This window comes from Mesorhizobium sp. M1C.F.Ca.ET.210.01.1.1 (assembly GCF_004791585.1).
GTDB lineage: Bacteria > Pseudomonadota > Alphaproteobacteria > Rhizobiales > Rhizobiaceae > Mesorhizobium.
Genome location: NZ_SRUU01000011.1, coordinates 59,990 through 82,230, shown reverse-complemented (window position 1 = coordinate 82,230; position 22,241 = coordinate 59,990). Strand labels below are relative to the sequence as shown.

Genomic DNA, 22,241 nt, shown 5'->3' with positions numbered 1-22,241 from the left:
AGAATGCCGCATTACGAACGTATCCTGATCACCGGCGCCGCCGGCCGCCTCGGCTCGGTGTTGCGCAAGGGGCTGATCCCGCTGGCAAAGACAATTCGAGTAGCGGGGCGCGAACCGTTCTCCGATCTCGCGCCGCACGAGGAAGAAGCGGTGTTCGATCTCGCCGACATGGAGGCGACGATCGCGGCGACCAAGGACTGCGACGCCATCGTGCATTTCGGCGGCGCGCCGCTCGAATGCGAGTGGCAGACCATCCTCGATTCCAGCATCCGCGGCTCCTATCACATCTACGAAGGCGCGCGGAAACACGGTGTGAGGCGCGTCATCTATGCCTCATCGGTGCACGCCATCGGCTTTCACGAGATCGAAGCGCATATCGGGGTCGACGCACCGGTGCGCCCCGACAGCCTCTATGGCGTATCGAAGAATTTCGTCGAAAGCCTCAGCCGGCTCTACTGGGACAAGTTCGGCATCGAGACGGTGTGCCTGCGCATCTTCTCGTCCTTCCCGGAACCCGCCGACCGCCGCATGCTGTGGTCCTATCTCTCCTTCGCCGACTGCGTGCGTCTGGTCGAGGCGTCGCTGACGGCGCCGCGCGTCGGCCACACGATCTCGTTCGGCGTCTCCGACAACAAGCTGAAGATGGTCGACAACAGCGGCGCGGACCATCTCGGCTTCATCCCGCAGGACAGCGCCGAACCGTTCCGCGCCGCCGTCGAGGCGAAGACGCCCGTTCCCGATCCGACAAAGCCGTCGGTGAAATATCTCGGCGGCTGGTTCTGCGAACTTGGGCACCCCGACGACAAGCCGGCGTGACGATCACGTTTGAGGTGCCACGACCAGCACCTTCGGCATGATCTCCCGATGAGCGAATCTACCAATTGTTCTCGTCAGTGTGACAGAGCAAGCCCCGTCGACTCAGTATATAGCTGCCACTGACACGACCAGCGATCGACGCTTCAAGTCACCCTGCGTTCTTGAATTGGAGGTCGCCTAGTACTCGCTCGTTGGGATCGATCGGACCCAGGTTCTTCACGACCCGGAATTGGCCGCCCTGCGCCTGCGCGATATACATATTCATGCGAACGTGATGCTGGCCGGGAACCATCTCGGCCGGGCCGCCTGGGCCTTCGGCGATGCGAGCATGGTCAAGTGCCCGTATAACCGCATCGCGCTCGACACTGCCTGCTTCCTTCACCGCAGCTTCCCACATCTTGATTGCCCGGTAGTGACCGGTGCAGCCGCTGCCCGCGGTCAAGGTGGCGCCGCCAGGGAACCGTTCGCTGTAGCGGCGGAGGAGCGCGCGACCGAACGGTTCGTCGAGTTCCTGGTAATAGTCGAGGCAGCTGTAGAGGCCCTCGATCTGCTCCGACGGCACCAGATTGAAGAAGTTCTCGTCGAAGTAGGTGCAGACGATCCTGCCGCCGCGTTTGCCGAAACCGGCCTTGTGCAGTTCTTCGAGAAACGGCGTCAAGCCCGGCGGGACGATGGTGTTGAATACCACGTCGGTGCCGCTGGCCATGATCTGCTGAACCGTCCGCCGGAAATCGACGGTGTCCAGCGGAAAATACTCCTCGCCGACGATCTCGCCGCCATTGGTGCGCACTGCCCGGCTCGCGGCCTTGTTCAGCAAATGCGGCCAGATGTAATCGGCCGACGGCAAATAGAACCGCTTCGCCCCGGTGTTGTTCATGAGCCATGGTATCAACGGCTCGACCTGCTGAGCGGGAACTGGTCCGGTGCAGAAAATCAGGGGATCGTTTTCCTGTCCCTCATACTGCTCGGTATAGATGTAAATCGTCCTGCCCCTGGTGACCGCCTCGCTCTTGATGGCCAGGCGTGTCGAACTGTAGATACCGCCGACGACCACATCGACCTTGTCGACATCGACCAGTTTCGCAGCCTTCGCCTTGGCAACGCCGTCGGTAGTCTCCCCATCCTCGATGACGAGTTCCAGCGGCCGGCCCAGGAGGCCGCCTTTGGCATTGATATCGTCGACGAGCATGGTGGTGAGGTTCGCGTTGGCGATGCCCATGAAAGACAATGGGCCGGTCAGTTCGGCGATCAGGCCGATCTTGATGGGTTTCGGATCCATCTGATTTCTCCGATTCTAGGGTTTCGTGGGGCGCGCCGCCGCGACGGCAGACGACGCGCGCAATCGCGGACATCAGGCCTCGTAGTGGCCGAGCAGCAGTGCCGCCTGCGGTTTGCCGACATGGCCGGCTTCCTGCAGGATGGCCGGCACCTCCGGATCCGATACGAAATTCTTCCAGCCCTCTGCGTCCCAGTCGAATATCGCCCAGACGCGGTCGGGCTCGCTGGGGTCGCGGAACACGGTTGCGCCGTTCGAACCATGCAGCCGGCGTTTGTCGGCGCCCTTCGTCGAAAAGATACGGATGAAGTGGTCGATGTCCGCCACCTTGGTCGTTGCAAGAAGCATCTGATTACCCTCCTGTCGGTCACGGCCACCATTGGTCCGTCGACAGGAGCACCATGCGCGCTTCGCGGCGGGCGCACATAGGGTGGATTCCCTATGTCTGCATCTCGCCCGGCCTGACAAGGCCGTGCTCGACCGCGTAGAGCGCGGCGGCGGCGCGGGTGGTCACGCCGATCTTGGCATAAACGCCCTGGATATGATGGTCCGCAGTCTTGGGCGAGATATCCAGCTTCCGGGCCACTTCCTTTGCTGTAAGCCCGGCGGCGATCAGCCGCAGCACCTCGATCTCGCGCGGTGTCATGCCGGCCAATGCTCTTGGCAGGGCCCGCCGCGATGGCTGCCCCGCAACCGACAATACGACCTCGGCGGCGTCGGGGCAGATACACCCGTCACGAACAGCCGTGCGCAGCTGGGCTGCCGCCGCCTCGCTGGACAACGCCTTGCGATGCGGACGTTCCTCCCGCGACGTCTGGAAGGCTTCGGCGGCGGCCAGGATCCGGGCCGCCGGAGACAGGTCGGAGGCGCCGACCTTGCGGTGGTATCCCGAGCCGTCCAGGCGTTCGTGATGACGCAGCACGAGCCCGCCCATCGCATCGCCGTCGCGGCCCAAGGAAGCCAGTGCCCGCTCACCGTAATAGGCGTGCAGCTGCGCCGCGTCTCGCTCGCGCACCGACAGCGGACCGTTGCGCATCCAGGTCGCCACCGGCACCACGAGTTCGCCGATATCATGGATACAGCCCGACCAACGCAGCGCGCGGACGTCAGGATCGGGCAACCCGATCCGTTTCCCTGCACCCGCGGCCAGCTCCGACACCATCCGCGAATGGCCCTGCGTGAACGGCATGCGCATGTCGATCATGTCGGCGATCGCGAGGAACGCTTCATCGCAAGCCTGCTCGTCAAGCGTCACCGGCGGATCGGGCTCCAGCGCCAGGATTGTCTCGCGGTCGACCGTCGCGCCGATGCCCTGCATCAACATCGCCGCATTGGCGGAGACGAGCCGGGCCAGATCCGCCTCGTATGGACCGTCGGCGCGACTGGCAATGGTCTCGGCCATCGCCTCGATACCGGCGGCTTCGCTGAGCGCAATCGCATCCTGCGCCAACGTGATCAGGCGTACGGCCGGCAGGACGTCTTCGCCGCTCAGCCCCCGCGGCAGGCCCTTGCCGTCCCAACGTTCGTAGATCTGTCCAAGGTTGCGCCGGATCTCCTCGGACAGGCCAAGCCGCTCGCCGATCCGCTGCGCGACCTCGCAATGCGCTGTCAGCACCGGGCGCGCCACGGCGAGCGCCTGCGACATCGCTACCTCGATGGCCCTGGCCTGCGCGTCAGGGGCGAGATCGTAGTAGACCCGCTTGAATGCCTGCACGAAGACCCTGCCGAGTTCCGCACGGTTGCCCATGTCGAGACCGACGAGGTCCTGGCGGAGCGCGATTTCATCGCCAAAGGTGGCCGAGAGCAGATCGGTGTCGGCGTTACAGCCGACATAGCGCAGCATAGATTGATGATAGGCGTTGCGCCGAACCTGTTCCGCAACGCCAGCAAGCTCAGCGATCCGCATTGCGATCACACAGGATTTGAGCGCGAAGTCACGCGAATGCCCGGTGGCAAGGTCCGAAGCATAGGCCAGGACCATCATGAAGTCCGCCCGGCGTATCGCGACATCCGTCATCGCACACCCCATCAGCTGCATGCTACGCCTGCATGCGGCTATCACCTAGGGGAATCCTTGTTGTTCGAGAGCCGGTGGAGGCGGCTCGTTGTAGTTCGATTGTGGATGCGTCGGAGCGGCCGACGAAGGGCAAGGAGTGAGGCGGCTAGCCTGCTATTACCCGATGGCGGCTCCCGAACTACGCCGCCCAGCGATCGGCGCTGACGAAGTCCAGCGGGCTCGGCGCAAAACCGCGGCAAAGCCAGCGAAGAAGGCGGTCAGGCAGCCGGGCCGCAGGGCTTGATCGTTGCGTATGCTGCAGGACGAGACGCCAGAGAAAGGTTCAACGCGAACATCGACGGCGTCAGCGAACCGGCGCTGCGCGCATGCGGAATTGCCGAAGAGATCGTCGCGGCCGCTTGAAGCCGGTCGCGGCTAACGAGTCCGTCCGGTCAGTCTGAGACTATTTCGTAGTGAAGAACCTGGGCGTCGCTGAGGGACGACCTCAGTCCAGGTGAAACCACGCCGGAGCCAAAGAGGAGAATATCTTCGCGGCGTACGAATACTTCATGGCCGGGTCCCATCGACACAAACGTGCCCGACGAGCTTCGCTCGACAAGCCGGGCCCTGCCATTCGAAATGGTGAAGGTCGCATGGTGCCTTGAAACCCAGGGCCGCTCGACGACAATATCGCATTCCGGAGATCGGCCGATGGTCACGAATTCGTTGTTTCGACAGGATCGCAACTGATCCCCATAGCGGATGACCAGATTGATTTGCCGCAGCGGAGCAGAGCGCCTGTCGGTAAAGGCGCCCCGGATGGTGGTCTGCGTACTGAAGGCCCCGTCGTCGCTCCCCAGGGTGTAGACATCGAAGAGTTCCTGCTTCCCCTTGAAGGCCATTTTGTCGAGGAGCCGCAAGGCACTGCGGCTGCCCGCAGAAAGCGCTTCGAAGAAGCTCTGGCTGATCAGCACTTCCCCGGGGTTGGCTGTAGTGGACAGCCTTGCGGTGACATTGACAACGTCGCCGAATACCGCGCCCCGCGCGCGAATGACCGCCCCGAAATGCAATCCGATCCGGGCGCTCAACGGCCCTTTCGTCAGTTGGCTGCTGATTTGGCAGACGGCCCTCAGCGCCCCCTCCGGCCTCTCGAACAGGCTGAGCACATCATCGCCCTTTGAGTAAATGAAATCACCGCCGTGCCGGGCGACGATATCGCGTATCGCGTCGAGGCAATCCGAGACCTGCTGCAGAGCGGCCGCGTCGCCCATGCGCTCATAGAGGGGCGTGCTGCCCACGACATCAGCTAAGAGGACTGCGGCCAGAAGCCTTTCCTGATCCATCGATCTCGTATCCGCACCGAGAACGCAGTCTATATAACACACCAAGGTTGCCTTTCGCCTATCTACTTACGCGCCTGGGGGCTGGGGCGGTGCTTCGGCGTAATCGCGCTGTGAAAGGGCAGTGGCTGGAGAAAGCCTCGTCGTCAAAAAGAAGCTCATAGTTGTTGGCGACCTTTCTGCGCAGCGCACAACTTTGTCGGGACTATCCACGACCTTGTGCTCGGGCATCACGCCTCGCTCTTCGATATGCACAACCTTGATCCATTGATCGCGGATATCAAAAAGGCCGCCGAGGATCACGGCGGGCCAAAGTCGTATTGATAGGTGAGTCGAAGATCGCCGCCTGGTGCGCGCCACCTATGCCGTCGCGGAAGGCTTCGCGAGCCTCGAGTACCCCGGAATGAGCCCAAAACGTTTCGGGCCAGCGACAATTTTTCTCAATGAAATCAATAGTTATGGCGGGCCCCGAAGGCCGTCGTTTTCTACAGGAAATCAATACGTTAGCGGCTGGCTCGCCAACCCGTTTCCCTCGTATTCTCTCGTATGGTCTGGCGAACCTAAAGATCAAGAAAGGGACTAGCTTTCCGTGCAAGCGGGGTCTCTATCTCATCCACACAAAGGGTCGACGAACGCATGTTGACCACAAAGGGTACGCTTCATCCTGCTGCCCAGCCAGCGCCGCGATAGTATCGGTGCCGAGCCGATCCTGCACAGCATCGACTTCGACGCCTTACTTGCCGACAAGGCTTTCGAAAACAACGCCTTGCCGATCGGCGCGGCGCTCAGGCGGTCATTCCCTCCAAAGCCGATCGAAAACAGCCTATCCCCTGCGACTTCGACATGTACAAGTGGCGCCATCTCATCGAGAACTTCTTCTGCGACCTCAAGCAATTCAGACGCATCGCCACTCGATACGAAAAGACCGACGAGAGCTTCTGCGCCATGATCTATGCCGCCAGCACGCTCCTGGCGTTGCGATGAATGTCCACAAGCCCTAGTCCACTGACCCGTTCGGTGGCAGACTCCTGGAAAGTGCGTCACCACCGCGATGAGCACCACTCCTGCCCCGCAAACCGTTTGATGTCAGCGCCTCTTCCAAGCCTAGGGGGGCGGCACCCTGAGCGACATCTAAGTCTTCCGAGGTAGCTCGGAATTTGAGCCAAAGTGCTGCGCTCCGGCGAATTTAGTGTAGGGCCAAACCACGATAATCTTGAGAAAAATCCGAGATTAGGGCACAATTTACGAACTGAAGAGGACGGCTATCTCAAGTCCGGCCCTGTCGCGTCGAGTGACAGTTCGGTCGGAGGAGCCGCGTCTATGGATCAGGGGTTCTTTCTTCTGTTCGCTTCGGCGTCCGTGGTCACGGCCCTGACCTTGGTCCTGGCGCGCAATCCGGTTCACAGCGCATTGGCGCTGATGGCCTGTTTCCTGCAGATATCGGCGATCTTCGTCCTGCTCGAGGCGCCTCTGCTCGCCGTCATCCAGATTTTCGTCTATGTCGGCGCGATCATGGTCCTGTTCCTGTTCGTGATCATGATGATCGATGTGCGCGAGGCGGTGTTGCAGCGTTTCTTGCCGGGCAGCAACCTGCCGGTTCTGGTGCTGCTCATCGTGCTTGGGGCCGAGATGCTTGTACTGGTGCTGAGGAGCGGCCGCTTTTCGGCCGCTGAGCCCGTCACAACGCGCACCGGCGGTGAGGTCAGGCAGCTCAGCACGACGCTGTTCGCCGACTATCTGCTGCCGTTTGAAGTCGCCTCCATCATCCTGCTGGCGGCCCTGGTCGGCGCCATCGTTCTGGCGCGGAAGGAGCCGGCGTGATGGTGCCGCTCTGGTGGTATATCGTGCTCGGAGTGGTCCTGTTCGTGATCGGAGCGGCGGGCGTGCTGCTCAGGCGAAATATCCTGGTCGTGTTGATGTCGCTGGAACTGCTGCTCAACTCGGTCAACATCAATTTCATCGCTTTCGGACATTACTACGACGACTACCGCGGGCAGATTTTCGCCATCTTCGTCATCGCGATCACTGCAGCGGAGGTTGCCGTTGCCCTCGGCATCTTGGTCGCCTTGGCGAGGAACAAAGCCACCCTCAAGGTCGACGAAGTGAGCATGATGAAAGGATAGCCGGTGATATCGATCCGGCCACTGCTCGCCGTTGCCGTCGCAGTTCTGGCGGCCCTTGCAGTTCTCCTTCTGAACAAGCGCGTGAAGCTCCGCGATGCCGTCTCGCCGGTGGCCTCGATCGCCATGTTCGCAATCGTCGCCTCGATGGCGCCCACGGTGCTGGCGGGCGGGACAGTCGATTTGCGCCTGTTCGAGATTCTGCCTGGGATCGACTTCGCCTTCCGTGTCGATGCGCTGGGCATGGTTTTTGCCACTGTCTCTTCGCTGCTGTGGATCGCGGCGTCGATCTATTCCATCGGCTACATGCGGCATTTGAATGAGCATGCGCAGACCCGGTTCTTCGCCTGCTTCGCCACCAGTCTCGCGGCAGCCGCCGGCGGCGCCTTCGCCGCCAACCTATTCACCTTGGTGATCTTCTACGAGCTGTTGAGCCTCGTTACCTATCCGCTTGTCTACCACCATGAGGACGAGGAGGGATGGGCCGGCAGTCGCAAGTACCTAGTCTATTTGATGGGCGCGTCAAAAAGTGTGCTTCTGGCCGCGCTTGCGTTGACTTACCAGATTGCGGGGTCGCTCGACTTTGTGCCGGGGGGGCTGCTGGCGGGGGTCAACGCCTCGGCGCAGCTGCTGACCGTCGTCTATTTCTGCTACCTCTTCGGCTTCGCCAAGGCCGCTGTGATGCCGATGCACGCGTGGCTGCCTGCCGCGATGGTGGCGCCGACACCGGTCAGCGCGCTCCTGCATGCGGTGGCCGTCGTCAAGATGGGTGTGTTCTGCGTGCTGCGCGTGGTGTTCCATGTCTTCGGCGTAGGGCTGGTGGGCGGACTGGGGCTCGGCATCGCGACTGCCTATGTCGCCTCGTTCACGATCCTGATGGCGTCCATCTACGCCCTGACGCGGGACGACCTGAAGGCACGACTCGCCTATTCGACGGTCAGCCAACTCTCCTACGTCGTGCTGGGCGCGGTTCTGCTGTCGCCCGTCGCGATGGTCGGGGGAATCATTCACATCGCGGCGCATGCGTTCTCGAAGATCACGCTGTTTTTCTGCGCCGGTTCGATCTATTGCGCGTCCGGCAAACGCAACATCAGCGACATGGCCGGCATCGGCCGCAGGCTGCCCTGGACGATGGGAGCATTCTTCGTCGGCTCGCTCAGCATGATCGGCGTGCCGCCCGCGGCGGGCTTCATCAGCAAGTGGTATCTGGTGCTCGGCTCTGCGGAGGCCGGGGAAACCCCGTTCCTGATCGTGCTCTTGATAAGTTCGGTCCTGAACGCCGCCTATTTCCTCCCGGTCAGCTATGCCGCTTTCTTCGGGACGGAGGCGCAGGAGAGCCCGCCGACCGTTCGTGAAATTCCGATGTTGACGATCCCGCTGGTCGCGACCGCCATCCTTTCGGTGGCGATGGGCATCTTCCCGGACTATTTCGTCGCCCTGGCGGAAAGGATCGTCAGATGATCAAGCGCGTCGTCGATTTCTTTGGCGATGAGAGACATGCGAAAACGCGTCGCCGGCTGTTCTATCTGGTGCTCGTGCTGATCGTTATCGCCGATTTTCTGGTCTTCCGCGCACACGCCGAATACTTGTGGGAGCGGCTGCCTGGCTGGTCTGCCGTCTACGGCTTCGGCTCCTGCGTGCTTCTAATCTTCGTGTCCAAGTTTCTTGGCCATCGGTGCGGGCTGATGCGGCGCGAGGACTATTATGACTGACTTCGTCCATCCAGGGCTAATGTTCATTCTCGGCGCTCTTCCGATTCCATTCCTGAAACGGTCTGTCCGTAAGGCCTATGTGCTGCTGATCCCAACGCTGGCGATCCTGGCCGTGCTGACGATGCATCCTGGCGCCTACGGCACTGCGCAGTTCATCGGGCAGCAAATCATTGTTGCGAAAGTCGACAAGCTAAGCATCCTCTTCGCCACCGTTTTCAGCATCATGGCGTTGATCGGCACGGTCTATGCGCTGCATCTGACGCGCGCGGGACAGCATGTGGCGGCGTTCGTCTATGTCGGCAGCGCGCTCGGCGTCGTTTTCGCGGGCGACTACTTGACCCTGTTCCTGTTCTGGGAAGGCATGACGTTTGCCTCCGCCTACCTGGTCTTTGCCCAACGCAGCGACCCGGCATTCCGTGCTGGATTCCGCTACCTCATGGTCCATGTCACCGGTGGCGTTGCCCTGCTCGGCGGCATCATTCTCCGCGGGTTCGCCACCGGTTCGCTGCTCTTCGGCCCGGTCGAGGGCGGGCTGGACTTCGCCACCTGCCTGATCCTTGCCGGGTTCCTGCTCAACGCCGCGGTGCCGCCGCTCAACGCCTGGCTGACCGACGCCTACCCGGAAGCGACCGTCACCGGAGCCGTATTCATGAGCGCCTTCACCACGAAGACCGCTGTCTATGTGCTGGCGCGGGCGTTTCCGGGGACCGATCTTCTTGTCTGGCTCGGCACAGTGATGGCGCTCTACGGCGTCATCTACGCGGTGCTGGAGAACGATTGCCGACGGCTCCTGGCCTATCACATCGTCAGCCAGGTGGGCTACATGGTGGCGGGGATCGGCATCGGGACCGAGATGGCGGTGAACGGTGCCGTCAGCCATGCCTTCGCGCATATCCTCTACAAGGCGCTCCTCTTCATGGGCGCGGGGGCGGTGATCCACGTCACCGGGCGACGCAAGCTCACCGAACTCGGAGGGCTCTACAAAACCATGCCGGTAACCGTTGCGCTCTACATGGTTGGCGCCTTCGCGATCTCGGCATTCCCGTTCTTCTCGGGCTTCGTCACCAAGTCGATGGTGGTGGCCGCCGCCGGACAGGATCATCGCGCACTGGTGGTGCTGGCGCTGACAATGGCGTCGTCAGGCACGTTCCTGCACACCGGGCTCAAGCTCCCGTACTACATGTTCTTCGGCAAGGACCAGGGACTGGAAGCGCGAGAACCGCCGCGCAACATGCTGGTTGCGATGGGCATGGCGGCCGTGCTCTGCATTGCGATCGGCGTATTCCCCCAGATGCTCTACGCGCTTCTGCCCCATCCGGTCGACTTCGAACCCTACACTGCCGTCCACATCACCGAGAGCCTCGGCGTGCTGATGTTCACCGCCTTGGGCTTCGTCATGTTCCTCAAGGCGCTCGAGCCCGAGAATAAAATCAGCATCGATACAGACTGGTTCTACCGCATGGGCGCGCGGCACTTCATGTGGCTCGCCGAAAGACCGCTGGCGCGCTACGAGAAGGCGGTGAGCGACGTCTCCGAAACCGCGGCGCTGCCCTTCCTGCACGGGGCGGCACGGGCAGGCCTGCGGATCGATCTCCACGGCGTGGACGCACTCGTGAATGGCTTCGCCCGCACGATCCTTCGAGGCGGTGGGCTATTGCGGCGGCTCCAGAGCGGCGTCGTCACCCACTACGCGCTGGCGATGATCGCAGGTGTGATCGCGGCCATCGCGGTATTCGCTGTGGCGTGGCAGTAGAGGGCGCCATGGCGGTCCCCCTGCTCAGCCTCATCGTCTTCACGCCAGCCGTCGGGGCAGCGGCGCTGATGTTTATGCGCAACGACGATGTGGTGCGGTGGACGGCACTGGGTGTCACGATCCTCGACTTCGCGCTTTGTATCGCCATGTTGAGCGGCTTTGACACCTCTACCTACGGGATGCAGTTCACAGAGACGCGCCCATGGGTGCCCACGCTGGGCATCACTTACGCACTTGGCATCGACGGGATCAGCGCACTCTTCGTGTTCCTGACCGCGCTGTTGGGCTGGATCTGCGTGCTCGCCTCGTGGACTGCGATCGACCGCAAGGTGAAGGAGTTCATGGTCAGCCTGCTGGCAATGCAGGCGCTGATGCTGGGCGTGTTCTGCGCGCTGGACCTGTTCCTGTTCTACGTTTTCTGGGAGGCGATGCTGATTCCGATGTACGTGATCATCGGCGTCTGGGGTGGCGACGGCCGGGTCTATGCGGCATTCAAGTTCTTCCTCTACACGTTGGCAGGCAGCCTCATGTTCCTGATCGGTGTCATCGTGCTCTATTTCCACGGTGGTGAGACCTTCGACATCCGCACCCTGATGGCGCAGGATTTGCCGTTCCAGGTCCAGTCATGGCTGTTCTTCGCCTTCCTGATCGCCTTCGCGGTCAAGGTGCCGATGGTCCCGGTCCATACGTGGCTGCCGGATGCCCATGTGCAGGCACCGACGGCCGGCAGCATCATCCTCGCCGCCGTGCTCCTGAAGATGGGCGCCTACGGGTTCTTGCGCTTCTCGCTGCCAATGCTGCCCGAGGCGACGGTGCATTATTCGACGCTGATGCTGGTCCTTTCGGCAGTCGCCATTGTCTATGGCGGGTTGCTTGCCTTGGCGCAGGACGACCTGAAGAAGCTGGTGGCCTATTCCAGCATCAGCCACATGGGCCTGGTGACGCTGGGGATTTTCACGCTGAACCTCCGTGGGCTCGAGGGCGGCATTCTGCAAATGTTCAATCACGGCGTAACGACGGGAGCGCTGTTCCTGTTCGTGGGCCTCATCTACGAGCGGACCCATACCCGCAGCATCGCGGACTACGGCGGACTGATGAAGGTAGCGCCGGTCTATACGGCTCTTCTTGCACTGTTTGCCCTGTCGTCGATGGCGCTGCCGGGAACGAATTCTTTCGTAGGCGAGTTGCTGGTGCTGTCGGGCGCGTTTGCCGCCAACCTGGCTGTCGGCGCCGCCGCCGTTCTGGGGGCCTTGCTGGGAGCGGCCTATCTGCTTGGCATGTACAGGAAAGTCGCGCTTGGCCCGGTCAGCGTCGGCTTGCGGTTCAAGGTCCGCGACGTGAACGCCCGCGAGATGGCGGCGATCCTTCCGCTAGCCGTCTTCGTTCTTTGGGTCGGGCTCTATCCCAGGCCCTTTCTCGAAATCATCGACGCTTCGGTGAAGCATCTACTGGCGCAGGTACACAGTCGGGGAGGCGCCCAATGACTGCCGCCGCACTTTTCCAGTCGATTCTGGCGGGCCTGCCCGAGATGGTCGTGGTTACCGGGGCCTGCATCCTGCTGATCCTGGGGCAGTTTGTGCGCAAGGGGCAGGAACATTTCCTCGTCTGGGCCTCAGTCGCAGTCGTGCTGATTGCCGCCTTGGGGACATTGATGCTCGCGGGCGAGGTGCGGCCGGCCTACTCGGGCATGTTCATCGCCGACCGCTTCGCGGTCTTCTTCAAGATCGTGTTCTACATAGCTACAGTCCTGACATTCCTTCTTTCGCAAAAATATGCCGAGATCGAAGGGATCGGGCGCAGTGAATACTATGTACTGCTGCTCCTGGCGCTTTCGGGAATGATGATCATGGCCTCGGCGACCGACCTCCTGTCGATCTATGTGGGCCTCGAACTGATGGTGCTCTGCACCTATGTGCTGACCGGCTTCCTGCGGCAGCAGCGGCGGTCGAACGAAGCGGCGCTGAAATACGTGATCCTTGGCGGGGTCTCGACCGCAATTTTCCTGTACGGCGTTTCGCTGGTCTACGGGCTCATCGGCACCACGCAGTTGGACAAGATGGCAGCGGCGGCCACCGGTGGTCCGCTCGATCCCGGATTGCTCCTCGCCGTGGTCTTTATCGTCGCCGGGCTGGCATTCAAGGTCGGCGCTGTGCCGTTCCACATGTGGGTGCCGGACGTCTATGAAGGCGCGCCGACGACGATCACCGCCTTCATGTCGGTGGGCCCAAAGGCAGCGGGATTCGCCGTGATCCTGCGGGTGTTCCTCAACCCGCTTGTCGCCGCCTCGAATGTCTGGATCATCGTCGCCGTCATTGCAGCAGTGACGATGGCGCTCGGCAGTTTCGTGGCGCTGGTGCAGGACAATTTCAAGCGCCTTCTGGCCTATTCCAGCATCGCCCATGCCGGGTTCGCCATGTTCGGCGTGGCGGCCGGCGGTGCGGACGGGGTGGCCAGCGTGATGCTCTATTTGCTGATCTATACGTTCATGAACCTCGGTATATTCGGCACCGTCATCATGATGCGGAACGGCAATTTCTCGGGCGAGATCATCGAAGACTACGCTGGTTTCGCCAAGTCGCATCGCAGGCTGGCGCTTCTGATGCTGCTTTATCTGTTCTCTTTGGCCGGCATTCCGCCGACGGCCGGGTTCTTCGCCAAGTTCTATGTGCTGGTCGCGCTCGTCGAGCGGGGTTTCGTCATGCTGGCGGTGATCGCGGTTCTGCTGAGCGCCGTTGCCGCCTACTTCTACATCCGCGTCGTGATGGTGATCTACATGCGCGAGCCGGAGGGCGCGTTCGACCCCGCTCTGACGCCCGCGGTCGGCGCCACCCTCGTCTTCACCGCTGCCGGCACCATCGGCATCGGCCTGTTTCCAGCGGTTTTTCTGAGACTTGCTCAACATGCCGCAGTTGGCGGTTGACCGATTGGATTTGCAATGATCGGGCTGACGGAATACTCTGGCGGTACCAAGAAAGGAATGCCCTAGTCGCTTCCAAAGGGCGCCCGCATCACCGATCCCAAAGGCGTCGGTGGCGGTTTGAGTAAAGCCCTCGGCGGGTGACCGGGGCTGTGTGACGTGACCGGAATGGAGTTCCTGCCGGTACTTTTCATGGTCGCCGGAATTGTTCTGGTGGCGGGAGCTACGCTTTTTGTCTCCTCGCTCCTGCGCCCATCCAATCCTTATCCCGCAAAGAACATGCCCTATGAATGCGGCATGGATCCGTCGGGCGAAGCCGCCGGGGGGCGCTTCAGGGTGCAGTTCTTCATCATCGCGATCCTGTTCGTGGTCTTCGATGTCGAGACGATGTTCCTCTTCCCGTGGGCCGTCGTCCTGAAGGAGATCGGGCTGGTCGGCTATGTCGAGATGTTCGTCTTCATTTTGCTGCTTCTCGTGGGCTTCGCCTACGCCTGGCTGAAGGGGGCGCTGGAATGGGAGGTGTAAACGACACCATCCGCGACAGCGTGCTGTTCACCACGGCCGACAGCCTGATCAGTTGGAGCCGAAGGTCGGCGCTGTGGCCAGAAACCTTCGGCATTGCCTGCTGCGCCATCGAGATGATCTCGGCGGGGTGTGCTCGCTACGATCTCGACCGCTTTGGCGTGGTGTTCCGGCCTTCGCCGCGCCAATCCGACGTGATGATCATCGCCGGCACCATAACGCGGAAATTCGCGCCCGTGGTGCGCCGGCTCTATGACCAGATGCCGGAGCCGCGCTGGGTCATCGCCATGGGCACCTGCGCCATCTCTGGCGGGGTCTACAATACCTATGCGGTTGTGCAAGGGGCCGAGACCTTCGTGCCGGTGGACGTGCATGTGCCCGGCTGCCCGCCGCGGCCCGAAGCGCTGATGCACGGCTTCCTTCTGCTTCAGGAGAAGATCAAGAAATCCAGGGCGCTGGCCGGGACGCCTCTGGACCGGGTCACAGTGCCATGAGCGCGGAGACGTCCCTCATCCGCACCCTGATCGCGGAGCGTTTCGGGGAGGCAATCGAGGAGCTTGGCTTCTCGCATGGGGTTCACGCTTTCGCCGCGCCGCCTGACATGGTCGTCGAGCTTTGCCGGTTCCTGAAGGACGACCCGGCGCTGCGGTTCGATTTCCTGTCCGACATCTGCGGAGTCGATCACTACCCCGAAATGCCGCGCTACGAGGCGGTGTACCACCTCAGTTCGCTGCCGAACAAATGGCGCGTGCGGATCAAGTGCCGCCTCGGTGATCCGCCCCGGGTCCCGTCGGTGACGCGGGTCTGGCGCACTGCCAACTGGCATGAGCGCGAGACGTGGGACATGTACGGGATCAGATTCGAGGGCCACCCCGACCTGCGCCGGATCTATATGTGGGAAGGGTTCGAGGGCTTCCCGCAACGCAAGGACTTTCCGCTGCGGGGCTACAAGGACAAGCTGAACCCGTTCGGCGCCGAAGGCTCGCCGCCGACGCAGCCCGATCTTGCCACCAAGGACATTCCGCAGGGAGGCCGCTCCACACCGGGGACGTGAGATGACCGAAGTCACGGAACTGAGCCGGCTGGAATCCGATGCGCCCCGCACCAAGGAGGTGCTCCTCAACCTCGGGCCGCAGCATCCCAGCACGCATGGAGTGCTGCGGCTCGTCCTCGAGTTGGACGGCGAATATGTTAAGCGCGTGGACCCGCATATCGGCTACCTTCACCGCGGCACCGAAAAGCTGGCCGAAAGCTTCACCTACACCCAGATCTTTCCGCTGACCGACCGGCTCGATTACCTCTGCCCGCCCTCGAACAACCTGGCCTTCGCGCTTGCGGTGGAGAAGCTGCTCGGCATCGAAGCGCCGATCCGCGCTCAATACATCCGCGTGATGATGGCAGAACTGGCGCGGATTTCCGGCCATCTCCTGATCACCGGCGCGCTGCCGATGGACCTCGGCGCCATGACCGCGCTCCTCTACGCTATGCGCGAGCGCGAAATGATCATGGACCTGCTGGAGATGATCAGCGGGGCGCGGATGCACACCTCCTTCTGCCGGGTCGGCGGTGTGCGCGAGGATCTACCCGACGAGTTCTTCCCCAAGATCCGGGAGTTCTGCGACATCTTCCCGAACCGGATCCGCGACTATGAACGGCTGCTGGACGGCAATCGGGTGTTCTTGAAACGCACGCAGGGGATCGGTGTGATTTCGGCCGAAGACGGCATCGATCTCGGCCTGAGCGGCCCGAACCTGCGCGCCTCGGGCGTCGACTGGGATATCCGCCGCGACGAGCCTTACGAGATTTACGACCGGCTCGATTTCGATGTCATCACCAGCCAGGAGGGCGATTGCTACGCACGCTGGCGATGCCGGGTCGAGGAAATGCGCGAGAGCGTCCGGATCATCGAGCAATGCCTCGACCAGATGCCCGATGGACCGTTCCAGATCGACATGCCGACGATCGCCTTCCCGGTGGACAAGGACCGGGTGCACTGCTCGATGGAGGCGCTGATCCAGCATTTCGACCTGTCGGCCTATGGCTTCAAGGTGCCGAAGGGCGAGGTCTATTCGGCGATCGAGGCGCCGAAGGGCGAGCTCGGCTTCTACATCGTCAGCGACGGGTCGCCGAAGCCGTTCCGCATGAAGGTGCGGTCACCCTCGTTCGTCAACCTTCAGGGACTCTTCGGGGTCACCAATGCGCACTATCTGGCGGATATGATCGCAGTGCTCGGCAGCCTCGATCCAGTGATGGCGGAGGTGGACAAGTAGCAGGGGATTTGGACGCGATGACCATGCGCGAAAAGATCGAGGAGGCAGCCTCGCGATATCCCGACCAGCGCTCGGCGATCATGCCCGCGCTTCTGATCGCGCAAAGGGAACATGGCCATCTGCCCGGCCCGGTGCTGGCAGAGGTCGCCGACATCCTCGGCGTCGAGCGTATCTGGGTCTACGAACTGGCGACCTTCTACACCCTCTTCCACACCGAGCCGGTCGGCATTTTTCACCTGCAGCTCTGTGACAACGTCTCCTGCATGCTGCGCCGATCCGAGGATCTGCTGAGGCATCTGGAGGAGGTGCTCGGCATCAAGAAAGGCGGCACGACCCCGGACGGGCTGTTCACACTTTCAACCGTCGAATGCCTCGGCGCTTGCGAGATGGCCCCGGTGATGCAGGTCGGCGACGACTATCATGGCGACCTCGACATCGCGCGGATCGACGCGCTCCTGGACAGGTTGCGCGCAACGGTGCGGCGACCGACTGGCGCCGATCTCGCGGCCGCAGGGCCGCCGGGAGAATAGCGCCATGTTCGAACCGGTCCTTCTCAGGAACGTGGACGTGCCGGATGGCTATCTGCTGTCGACCTATGAGGCCGGCGGCGGCTACAGGGCGCTAGCCAAGGCCCTGCGGGAGCACACGCCCGACGAGATCATCGACCTCGTCAAGAAATCCAACCTGCGCGGTCGCGGCGGAGCCGGATTTCCTACGGGACTGAAATGGAGCTTCGTGCCTAAGCGTGCCGGCAAGCCGAAATACCTGTGTTGCAATGCCGATGAAGGCGAGCCGGGCACCTTCAAGGACCGGATCATCATGGAACGTGACCCGCACCAACTGATCGAGGGTATGGCGATCTCCGCTTACGCGATCGGGGCGGAAACCGCCTATGTCTACATTCGCGGGGAATACACACTGGCGATCGCACGGCTGGAGCAGGCGATCGCCGAGGCCCATGCGAAGGGTTATCTGGGAACACGGATTTTGGGCTCGGATTTCAACTTCGTCGTGCACATCCATTGCGGCGCCGGCGCCTATATCTGCGGCGAGGAGACCGCGATGCTCGACTCGCTCGAAGGCAAGCGGGCGCAGCCGCGCCTGAAACCGCCGTTTCCGGCGGTCGAAGGGCTCTACGCCAGCCCGACCGTGATCAACAATGTCGAGACACTGGCCTGCGTCCCGCATATCGTGGCGCGGGGGGCGGACTGGTTCCGTGGCATCGGCCCGGACAAGAGCCCCGGCCCGAAGCTCTATTGCCTCAGCGGACAGGTGCGGAAACCGGGCCTCTACGAGCTGCCGATGGGGATACCGCTGCGCGATCTGGTCTGTGACCATGCCGGCGGGCCGCTCCCGGGGCGCAAGCTCAAGGCGGTGATCCCGGGCGGGGTCTCGGCGCCGCTGATCCCGGAGCGCGGGTTGGACGTCGGAATGGACTTCGACTCGCTGGCCGCAGCCGGCTCGATGCTCGGCTCGGCCGGAGTGATCGTGATCGACGACTCGACCTGCATCGTCAAAGTCGCCACGCGGATCATCGAGTTCTTCCATCACGAGTCCTGCGGCAAGTGCACGCCGTGCCGCGAAGGGCTGAACTGGGTCGTCAAAGTGCTACGCCGGGTCGAGGCGGGCCGAGGAGCGCCTGGCGACATGGAACAGCTGGGAGCACTCTGCAAGGGCATTTTCGGCAACACGTTCTGCGCCCTGGGCGACGGCGCGGCGATGGGCCTGCGGGCGGCACTGGCGCATTTCGAGCATGAATTCGTCGTGCATATCGAGGAGCGGAGGTGCCCGTTTCACTGACGAGGGCGCAGTGAGAGGATCACGAGGAAACCATGGTTCGCGTCACAATCGATGAACGAACGCTGGAAGTGGAGGCGGGCTCGACGGTGCTCCAGGCCGCCGAGCGTCTGGGCATCGACATCCCGACCTTCTGCTACTTGAAGCGCCTCCCCCCGCTGGCCTCCTGCCGCATGTGCCTTGTGGAGATTGAGGGGCAGCGGCGGCTGCAGCCTGCCTGCGCCACCGCGGCCACCGACGGCATGGTGGTGCACACGAACACGCAGCTGATCGATGAAACGCGCTCTTCCATGCTCGACATGCTGCTTGCCAACCACCCCCTCGACTGCCCGATCTGCGACAAGGGCGGCGAGTGCGAGCTTCAAGATATGGTGATGGCATACGGCCCCCGCACAAGCCGCTTCCGCGATGCCAAGCGTGTGTTCCACTCCGAGGACATCCGTCTCAGCCCGGTCATCATCATGAACGTCAACCGCTGCATCCAGTGCCAGCGCTGCGTCCGGATGTGCGAAGAAGTCGTCGGCGCGGTCGCCCTGGGCACCGTCGAAAAAGGCATGGATACCGCTGTCACCGGCTTCGAGGGCAGTCTCGCGAGTTGCGATCAATGCGGCAATTGCGTCGAGGTCTGCCCGGTCGGCGCACTGATGAGCTTCCCCTATCGTTATAAGGCGCGGCCCTGGGATCTGGTCGAGACCGACACGGTCTGCCCGCATTGCGGCACCGGCTGCCAACTTACCGTCGGCGCGCGCAAGGGCGAGTTCATGCGGGTCCGCTCGAAGATGGAGTACGGCGTCAACCGCGAAACGCTCTGTGTGCGCGGGCGCTTTGGCCTCGACTTCGTCGGCAGCCAGGACCGGATCGAGCGGCCGATGATCCGTCGTGACGGAGTCCTGGTTCCAGTTTCCTGGGATGATGCCGGCGACTACCTCGGCAGGCGGCTGTCGGCCGTCGCCGGCAAGGCTGCGGGCGGGCTGGCCTCGCCGCGCCTGCCCAGCGAGGTGCTCTATCAGTTCCAGAAGCTGATGCGCACGGAATTCCGGACCAACAATATCGACTGCTCCTCGCGCTGGTCCACGCCTTTCGATGCGCTCCGCCCGCTGGTGACCGGCTTCTACACGCGCGCGCCGCTGGAGGAGGTAATCGGCAAAGACTGCGTGCTTGTCGTCGGCGGCAATGTGACGGACGAAAATCCGGTCACGGAATATTTGCTGCGCGACGGTGCGCGGCGGCGCAAGACCCGGTTGCTCATGCTCTCGGCACGGCCTTCGCGTCTGGACGCCGATGCCCACGTGGTCGTTCGGGTGCCGCCGGGCGGTGAGGCTCAGGGCCTTGCCGCGGTGGTGAGGGGCCTGGGGGCGGCTGGTCAGGCAGTGCCGGGCGACGTTACGGACATCAGCGCGACAACCGGCGGGCCAGCAGCAGCCACTGACGGTGACGATCCGACCCGTCTGGCCACGGCGCTGCTGGAAGGCCGCAGCGTGACCGTGTTCGTCAGCGCCGACCTCCTGAGATCGCCGCTGGCGCGCGCGACCCTACAGCAGCTCAGCAACCTTTTGCAGGTTCTCCGCGCACTCGGTAAGGGCCTGGCGATGCAGTTCCTCTTCGACCGTGCCAACCAACTGGGCGCCTGGGACATGGGCGTTCTGCCGACGGCGCTGCCAGGGCTGCGCGCGCTCGCCGACGATGCGGCGCGCGCAGCTTTCGAACGAGCCTGGGGCGCCGAAATCCCATCTGAACCCGGCGTGGATTTCGACGCCATGCTGGAGCTTTGCGACAGGAAGCGAATGGGTGCGCTCTATATCGCCGGAGGCGATCCCCTGATGTCCTACCCCGACCGGAAATTCGTGCAGAAGGCACTTCGTGCCGCCGATCTCCTGATCGTGCAGGACGCCTTCCTCACGGATACTGCGGGCCTGGCGGATGTCGTGCTGCCCGCGGCAAGCCATGGCGAGGAATCCGGCACGTTCACCAACAACGAAGGCCGGACCCAGAAGGTCTGTAAGTTCCGCGAACCGGCCCTCGAGACACGGGACAATCTGGCGATATTCGACTTCGTTGCCACGCTTCGCGGCCGGCCGTTGCGGCCGTCGGTCCAACGCGAAATCTTCGGCGAGATTGCCCGGCTGGTTCCGGCCTACCAAGGGTTGACGCAGGACGGACTTGGTCCCGACGGAGCATTCACGAAGGCGGCCCTCGTGCCGCCGGCAAGCGAGTTCTTTGCCCCTCCGCCAGCCCCCATTGCCGCCGGCGGGCTCATGCTGGTCACCGGCAACTGCCTGTTCCACAACGGATATCTTTCCGAGCGCTCGGATATCCTGAACACGGTCGCCGATGATCCATATGTCGAGATAAGCGCGGGCGATACGGCGCAGCTTGGCCTTGCGGATGGCGATCAGGTGGTCGTGCGATCCGCCCATGGCGAACTGACGGCGAAGCTCAAGGTCAACAAGCGTTTTCCCAAGGGCCTCGTGTTCGTTCCCGAGAACTACAGATCCCTGCGTCTCAACAGCCTGATGCGGCGGGGCGAATATCCATGTCCGGTGGAAGTTGAAATGGCGCACCCGGCTTTCGAGATCGCCACTCTCGCCGGCGTCGGGGCGTGGCCTGGCAATCCGGGCTGAGGCACCACGGGTCCCCGGCAGCCTGCCCCCTGCGCCTTGAGCCCGCGGTCAGTGATAACCGGTCCCGGCAATGTAATCGTACAGCACCTGCTCGTTGCTCATCAATTCTTCGAGGCGGTGCTTGACCACGTCGCCGATGCTCACCACGCCCATAATTGTGCGGCCATCCACGACCAGCACATGGCGTGTGCGCCGTTCGGTCATGATCGCCATCACCGAGGGCAGCAAATCCTGTGTCGAACAGGTCGCCACACTGCGGTTCATGATCTCGGCGACCCGCATCAAGGGGGCCTTGGTTCCGTGTTCGGCCACGGCATTGCAGCAGTCCCGCTCCGACAGCGTGCCCATGCAATCGCCGGGGAAGCGGCTGACGACCACGAAGCCGATGTTGTTCTCCCTAAACAGCCGTAGCACTTCCACCATCGTCTGACTTGGAGTGACCGAGACAACCTCGGGAGCCTTGATCTTCAAGATTTGGCAGACCAGCATATGAGCCTCCTGTCTGCGCGCTCCGGCTTGCCAGCTGGCGCGCCTTCACGTTCGTCGAATATTCCGCCACCAGTTGTACCCCTGCGGCTCGCTCGTCTCGACCAGCACGTCCTGCTCGGTGTTCAGTCGTGCGGCGACCACGCCGCCGCCGGTCGTCGCCTTGCCCGGCTTGCCGAGCAGATCGTCACGCCCGATCACAAGGTCACGCGAGGAGAAACTCGAGAATTCGTACTGTTGGCCGAGCGCGACCGCGTCCGCCGGACAGGCGTCCTCGCATAGCCCGCAAAATAGGCACCGGGCCATGTCGATCTCGAATTTTGCCGGGTGTCGGTTGCCTTTCTCGTCCTCGTAGGGGATGACCTCGATGCAATCGCAGGGACAGATCCGCGCGCAGAGTTCGCAGGCTACGCACTTGATCTCACCCTCGTCGTCGCGCTTCAGGAAGTGATGCCCGCGATAACGCGAGTAGGGCAACCATTTTTCCTTGTCTGGATATTGCATGGTCACGGATCTGGAAAACATGTAGCCGAACGTCAGCGCCAAGGCGTTCGTCAGATCGGCGAAGAACGCCCAGCCGATCCATGTCCCAGTTCTGTCCAGTACGCGCGACAT

The 22,241-nt window shown here is 62.6% G+C and carries 21 protein-coding genes and 1 pseudogene; 16 read left to right on the top strand and 6 right to left on the bottom strand.

Annotated features, from left to right (window positions below; translation table 11 throughout):
- Positions 1-3 precede the first annotated feature (3 nt).
- Positions 4-816 (top strand): NAD(P)-dependent oxidoreductase, encoded by an 813-nt coding sequence (locus EN853_RS14730; protein ID WP_127860486.1) that lies wholly within the window; start codon positions 4-6, stop codon positions 814-816.
- Positions 817-964: 148 nt separating this feature from the next.
- On the opposite strand, the gene EN853_RS14725 is transcribed toward EN853_RS14730, so the two are convergent.
- From EN853_RS14725 to EN853_RS14710, 4 genes are all read right to left on the bottom strand, one after another.
- Positions 965-2,095 carry a substrate-binding protein gene (locus EN853_RS14725; protein ID WP_127860485.1) on the bottom strand — a complete coding sequence of 377 codons (1,131 nt, stop codon included), beginning with the start codon at positions 2,093-2,095 and terminating at the stop codon, positions 965-967.
- A gap of 72 nt (positions 2,096-2,167) precedes the next feature.
- Positions 2,168-2,440: a hypothetical protein gene (locus EN853_RS14720; RefSeq protein WP_010910579.1), complete on the bottom strand. Its 273-nt coding sequence runs from the start codon at positions 2,438-2,440 to the stop codon at positions 2,168-2,170.
- A gap of 91 nt (positions 2,441-2,531) precedes the next feature.
- Positions 2,532-4,109, bottom strand: coding sequence for an HD domain-containing phosphohydrolase (locus tag EN853_RS14715; protein ID WP_127860484.1), 1,578 nt, complete (start codon positions 4,107-4,109; stop codon positions 2,532-2,534).
- Positions 4,110-4,540: 431 nt separating this feature from the next.
- Positions 4,541-5,431 carry an FHA domain-containing protein gene (locus EN853_RS14710; RefSeq protein ID WP_127860483.1) on the bottom strand — a complete coding sequence of 297 codons (891 nt, stop codon included), beginning with the start codon at positions 5,429-5,431 and terminating at the stop codon, positions 4,541-4,543.
- 652 nt (positions 5,432-6,083) lie between these two features.
- Here EN853_RS14710 and EN853_RS34590 point away from each other — a divergent pair.
- The 15 genes and pseudogenes from EN853_RS34590 to nuoG all read left to right on the top strand — a co-directional run.
- Positions 6,084-6,412 (top strand): annotated as a pseudogene (locus EN853_RS34590) (transposase); the annotation flags it as partial.
- A 336-nt stretch (positions 6,413-6,748) separates the two neighbouring features.
- Positions 6,749-7,249, top strand: coding sequence for an NADH-quinone oxidoreductase subunit J (locus EN853_RS14700; RefSeq protein WP_127860481.1), 501 nt, complete (start codon positions 6,749-6,751; stop codon positions 7,247-7,249).
- Positions 7,249-7,551, top strand: coding sequence for an NADH-quinone oxidoreductase subunit NuoK (gene nuoK / locus EN853_RS14695; protein ID WP_127860480.1), 303 nt, complete (start codon positions 7,249-7,251; stop codon positions 7,549-7,551). The genes EN853_RS14700 and nuoK overlap by 1 nt, the downstream gene beginning before the upstream one ends.
- 3 nt (positions 7,552-7,554) lie before the next feature.
- A complete protein-coding gene (locus tag EN853_RS14690; RefSeq protein WP_127860479.1) occupies positions 7,555-9,009 on the top strand; it encodes a monovalent cation/H+ antiporter subunit D family protein in 1,455 nt (484 codons plus the stop codon).
- A complete protein-coding gene (locus EN853_RS14685; RefSeq protein WP_127860478.1) occupies positions 9,006-9,260 on the top strand; it encodes a hypothetical protein in 255 nt (84 codons plus the stop codon). Before EN853_RS14690 ends, EN853_RS14685 begins: the two co-directional genes overlap by 4 nt.
- Positions 9,253-11,013 (top strand): Na(+)/H(+) antiporter subunit D, encoded by a 1,761-nt coding sequence (locus EN853_RS14680; RefSeq protein ID WP_127860477.1) that lies wholly within the window; start codon positions 9,253-9,255, stop codon positions 11,011-11,013. Before EN853_RS14685 ends, EN853_RS14680 begins: the two co-directional genes overlap by 8 nt.
- A gap of 8 nt (positions 11,014-11,021) precedes the next feature.
- Positions 11,022-12,497, top strand: a complete 1,476-nt coding sequence (locus tag EN853_RS14675) for an NADH-quinone oxidoreductase subunit M (RefSeq protein WP_127860476.1) — start codon at positions 11,022-11,024, stop codon at positions 12,495-12,497.
- Complete coding sequence (locus EN853_RS14670) at positions 12,494-13,933, top strand: NADH-quinone oxidoreductase subunit N (RefSeq protein ID WP_127860475.1); 1,440 nt, start codon at positions 12,494-12,496, stop codon at positions 13,931-13,933. The genes EN853_RS14675 and EN853_RS14670 overlap by 4 nt, the downstream gene beginning before the upstream one ends.
- A 156-nt stretch (positions 13,934-14,089) precedes the next feature.
- Positions 14,090-14,455, top strand: a complete 366-nt coding sequence (locus EN853_RS14665; RefSeq protein WP_127860474.1) for an NADH-quinone oxidoreductase subunit A — start codon at positions 14,090-14,092, stop codon at positions 14,453-14,455.
- Entirely contained in the window at positions 14,443-14,946 is a 504-nt protein-coding gene (locus tag EN853_RS14660) for an NADH-quinone oxidoreductase subunit B (RefSeq protein ID WP_127860473.1), read from the top strand. Before EN853_RS14665 ends, EN853_RS14660 begins: the two co-directional genes overlap by 13 nt.
- Positions 14,943-15,506 (top strand): NADH-quinone oxidoreductase subunit C, encoded by a 564-nt coding sequence (locus EN853_RS14655; RefSeq protein ID WP_127860472.1) that lies wholly within the window; start codon positions 14,943-14,945, stop codon positions 15,504-15,506. The genes EN853_RS14660 and EN853_RS14655 overlap by 4 nt, the downstream gene beginning before the upstream one ends.
- 1 nt (position 15,507) lies before the next feature.
- Positions 15,508-16,722, top strand: a complete 1,215-nt coding sequence (nuoD, locus tag EN853_RS14650; RefSeq protein WP_127860471.1) for an NADH dehydrogenase (quinone) subunit D — start codon at positions 15,508-15,510, stop codon at positions 16,720-16,722.
- A 17-nt stretch (positions 16,723-16,739) separates the two neighbouring features.
- Complete coding sequence (nuoE, locus tag EN853_RS14645) at positions 16,740-17,252, top strand: NADH-quinone oxidoreductase subunit NuoE (RefSeq protein WP_127860470.1); 513 nt, start codon at positions 16,740-16,742, stop codon at positions 17,250-17,252.
- Positions 17,253-17,256: 4 nt separating this feature from the next.
- Complete coding sequence (gene nuoF / locus EN853_RS14640) at positions 17,257-18,522, top strand: NADH-quinone oxidoreductase subunit NuoF (RefSeq protein ID WP_127860469.1); 1,266 nt, start codon at positions 17,257-17,259, stop codon at positions 18,520-18,522.
- A gap of 32 nt (positions 18,523-18,554) precedes the next feature.
- Positions 18,555-21,140, top strand: coding sequence for an NADH-quinone oxidoreductase subunit NuoG (gene nuoG, locus EN853_RS14635; protein ID WP_127860468.1), 2,586 nt, complete (start codon positions 18,555-18,557; stop codon positions 21,138-21,140).
- Positions 21,141-21,188: 48 nt separating this feature from the next.
- Here nuoG and EN853_RS14630 read toward each other — a convergent pair whose 3' ends face one another.
- Both EN853_RS14630 and EN853_RS14625 read right to left on the bottom strand, forming a co-directional pair.
- Positions 21,189-21,629 carry a CBS domain-containing protein gene (locus EN853_RS14630; protein WP_127860467.1) on the bottom strand — a complete coding sequence of 147 codons (441 nt, stop codon included), beginning with the start codon at positions 21,627-21,629 and terminating at the stop codon, positions 21,189-21,191.
- Between the two features lie 45 nt (positions 21,630-21,674).
- Positions 21,675-22,241 carry an NADH-quinone oxidoreductase subunit I gene (locus EN853_RS14625; protein ID WP_127860466.1) on the bottom strand — a complete coding sequence of 189 codons (567 nt, stop codon included), beginning with the start codon at positions 22,239-22,241 and terminating at the stop codon, positions 21,675-21,677.

Bases quoted from the DNA above. Each gene is read 5' to 3' on its own strand.
- EN853_RS14730 (WP_127860486.1), top strand. From the start codon at position 4: ATGCCGCATTACGAACGTATCCTGATCACCGGCGCCGCCGGCCGCCTC.
- EN853_RS14725 (WP_127860485.1), bottom strand. From the start codon at position 2,095: ATGGATCCGAAACCCATCAAGATCGGCCTGATCGCCGAACTGACCGGC.
- EN853_RS14720 (WP_010910579.1), bottom strand. From the start codon at position 2,440: ATGCTTCTTGCAACGACCAAGGTGGCGGACATCGACCACTTCATCCGT.
- EN853_RS14715 (WP_127860484.1), bottom strand. From the start codon at position 4,109: ATGACGGATGTCGCGATACGCCGGGCGGACTTCATGATGGTCCTGGCC.
- EN853_RS14710 (WP_127860483.1), bottom strand. From the start codon at position 5,431: ATGGATCAGGAAAGGCTTCTGGCCGCAGTCCTCTTAGCTGATGTCGTG.
- EN853_RS14700 (WP_127860481.1), top strand. From the start codon at position 6,749: ATGGATCAGGGGTTCTTTCTTCTGTTCGCTTCGGCGTCCGTGGTCACG.
- nuoK (WP_127860480.1), top strand. From the start codon at position 7,249: ATGGTGCCGCTCTGGTGGTATATCGTGCTCGGAGTGGTCCTGTTCGTG.
- EN853_RS14685 (WP_127860478.1), top strand. From the start codon at position 9,006: ATGATCAAGCGCGTCGTCGATTTCTTTGGCGATGAGAGACATGCGAAA.
- EN853_RS14680 (WP_127860477.1), top strand. From the start codon at position 9,253: ATGACTGACTTCGTCCATCCAGGGCTAATGTTCATTCTCGGCGCTCTT.
- EN853_RS14675 (WP_127860476.1), top strand. From the start codon at position 11,022: ATGGCGGTCCCCCTGCTCAGCCTCATCGTCTTCACGCCAGCCGTCGGG.
- EN853_RS14670 (WP_127860475.1), top strand. From the start codon at position 12,494: ATGACTGCCGCCGCACTTTTCCAGTCGATTCTGGCGGGCCTGCCCGAG.
- EN853_RS14660 (WP_127860473.1), top strand. From the start codon at position 14,443: ATGGGAGGTGTAAACGACACCATCCGCGACAGCGTGCTGTTCACCACG.
- EN853_RS14655 (WP_127860472.1), top strand. From the start codon at position 14,943: ATGAGCGCGGAGACGTCCCTCATCCGCACCCTGATCGCGGAGCGTTTC.
- nuoD (WP_127860471.1), top strand. From the start codon at position 15,508: ATGACCGAAGTCACGGAACTGAGCCGGCTGGAATCCGATGCGCCCCGC.
- nuoE (WP_127860470.1), top strand. From the start codon at position 16,740: ATGACCATGCGCGAAAAGATCGAGGAGGCAGCCTCGCGATATCCCGAC.
- nuoF (WP_127860469.1), top strand. From the start codon at position 17,257: ATGTTCGAACCGGTCCTTCTCAGGAACGTGGACGTGCCGGATGGCTAT.
- nuoG (WP_127860468.1), top strand. From the start codon at position 18,555: ATGGTTCGCGTCACAATCGATGAACGAACGCTGGAAGTGGAGGCGGGC.
- EN853_RS14630 (WP_127860467.1), bottom strand. From the start codon at position 21,629: ATGCTGGTCTGCCAAATCTTGAAGATCAAGGCTCCCGAGGTTGTCTCG.
- EN853_RS14625 (WP_127860466.1), bottom strand. From the start codon at position 22,241: ATGTCGCGCGTACTGGACAGAACTGGGACATGGATCGGCTGGGCGTTC.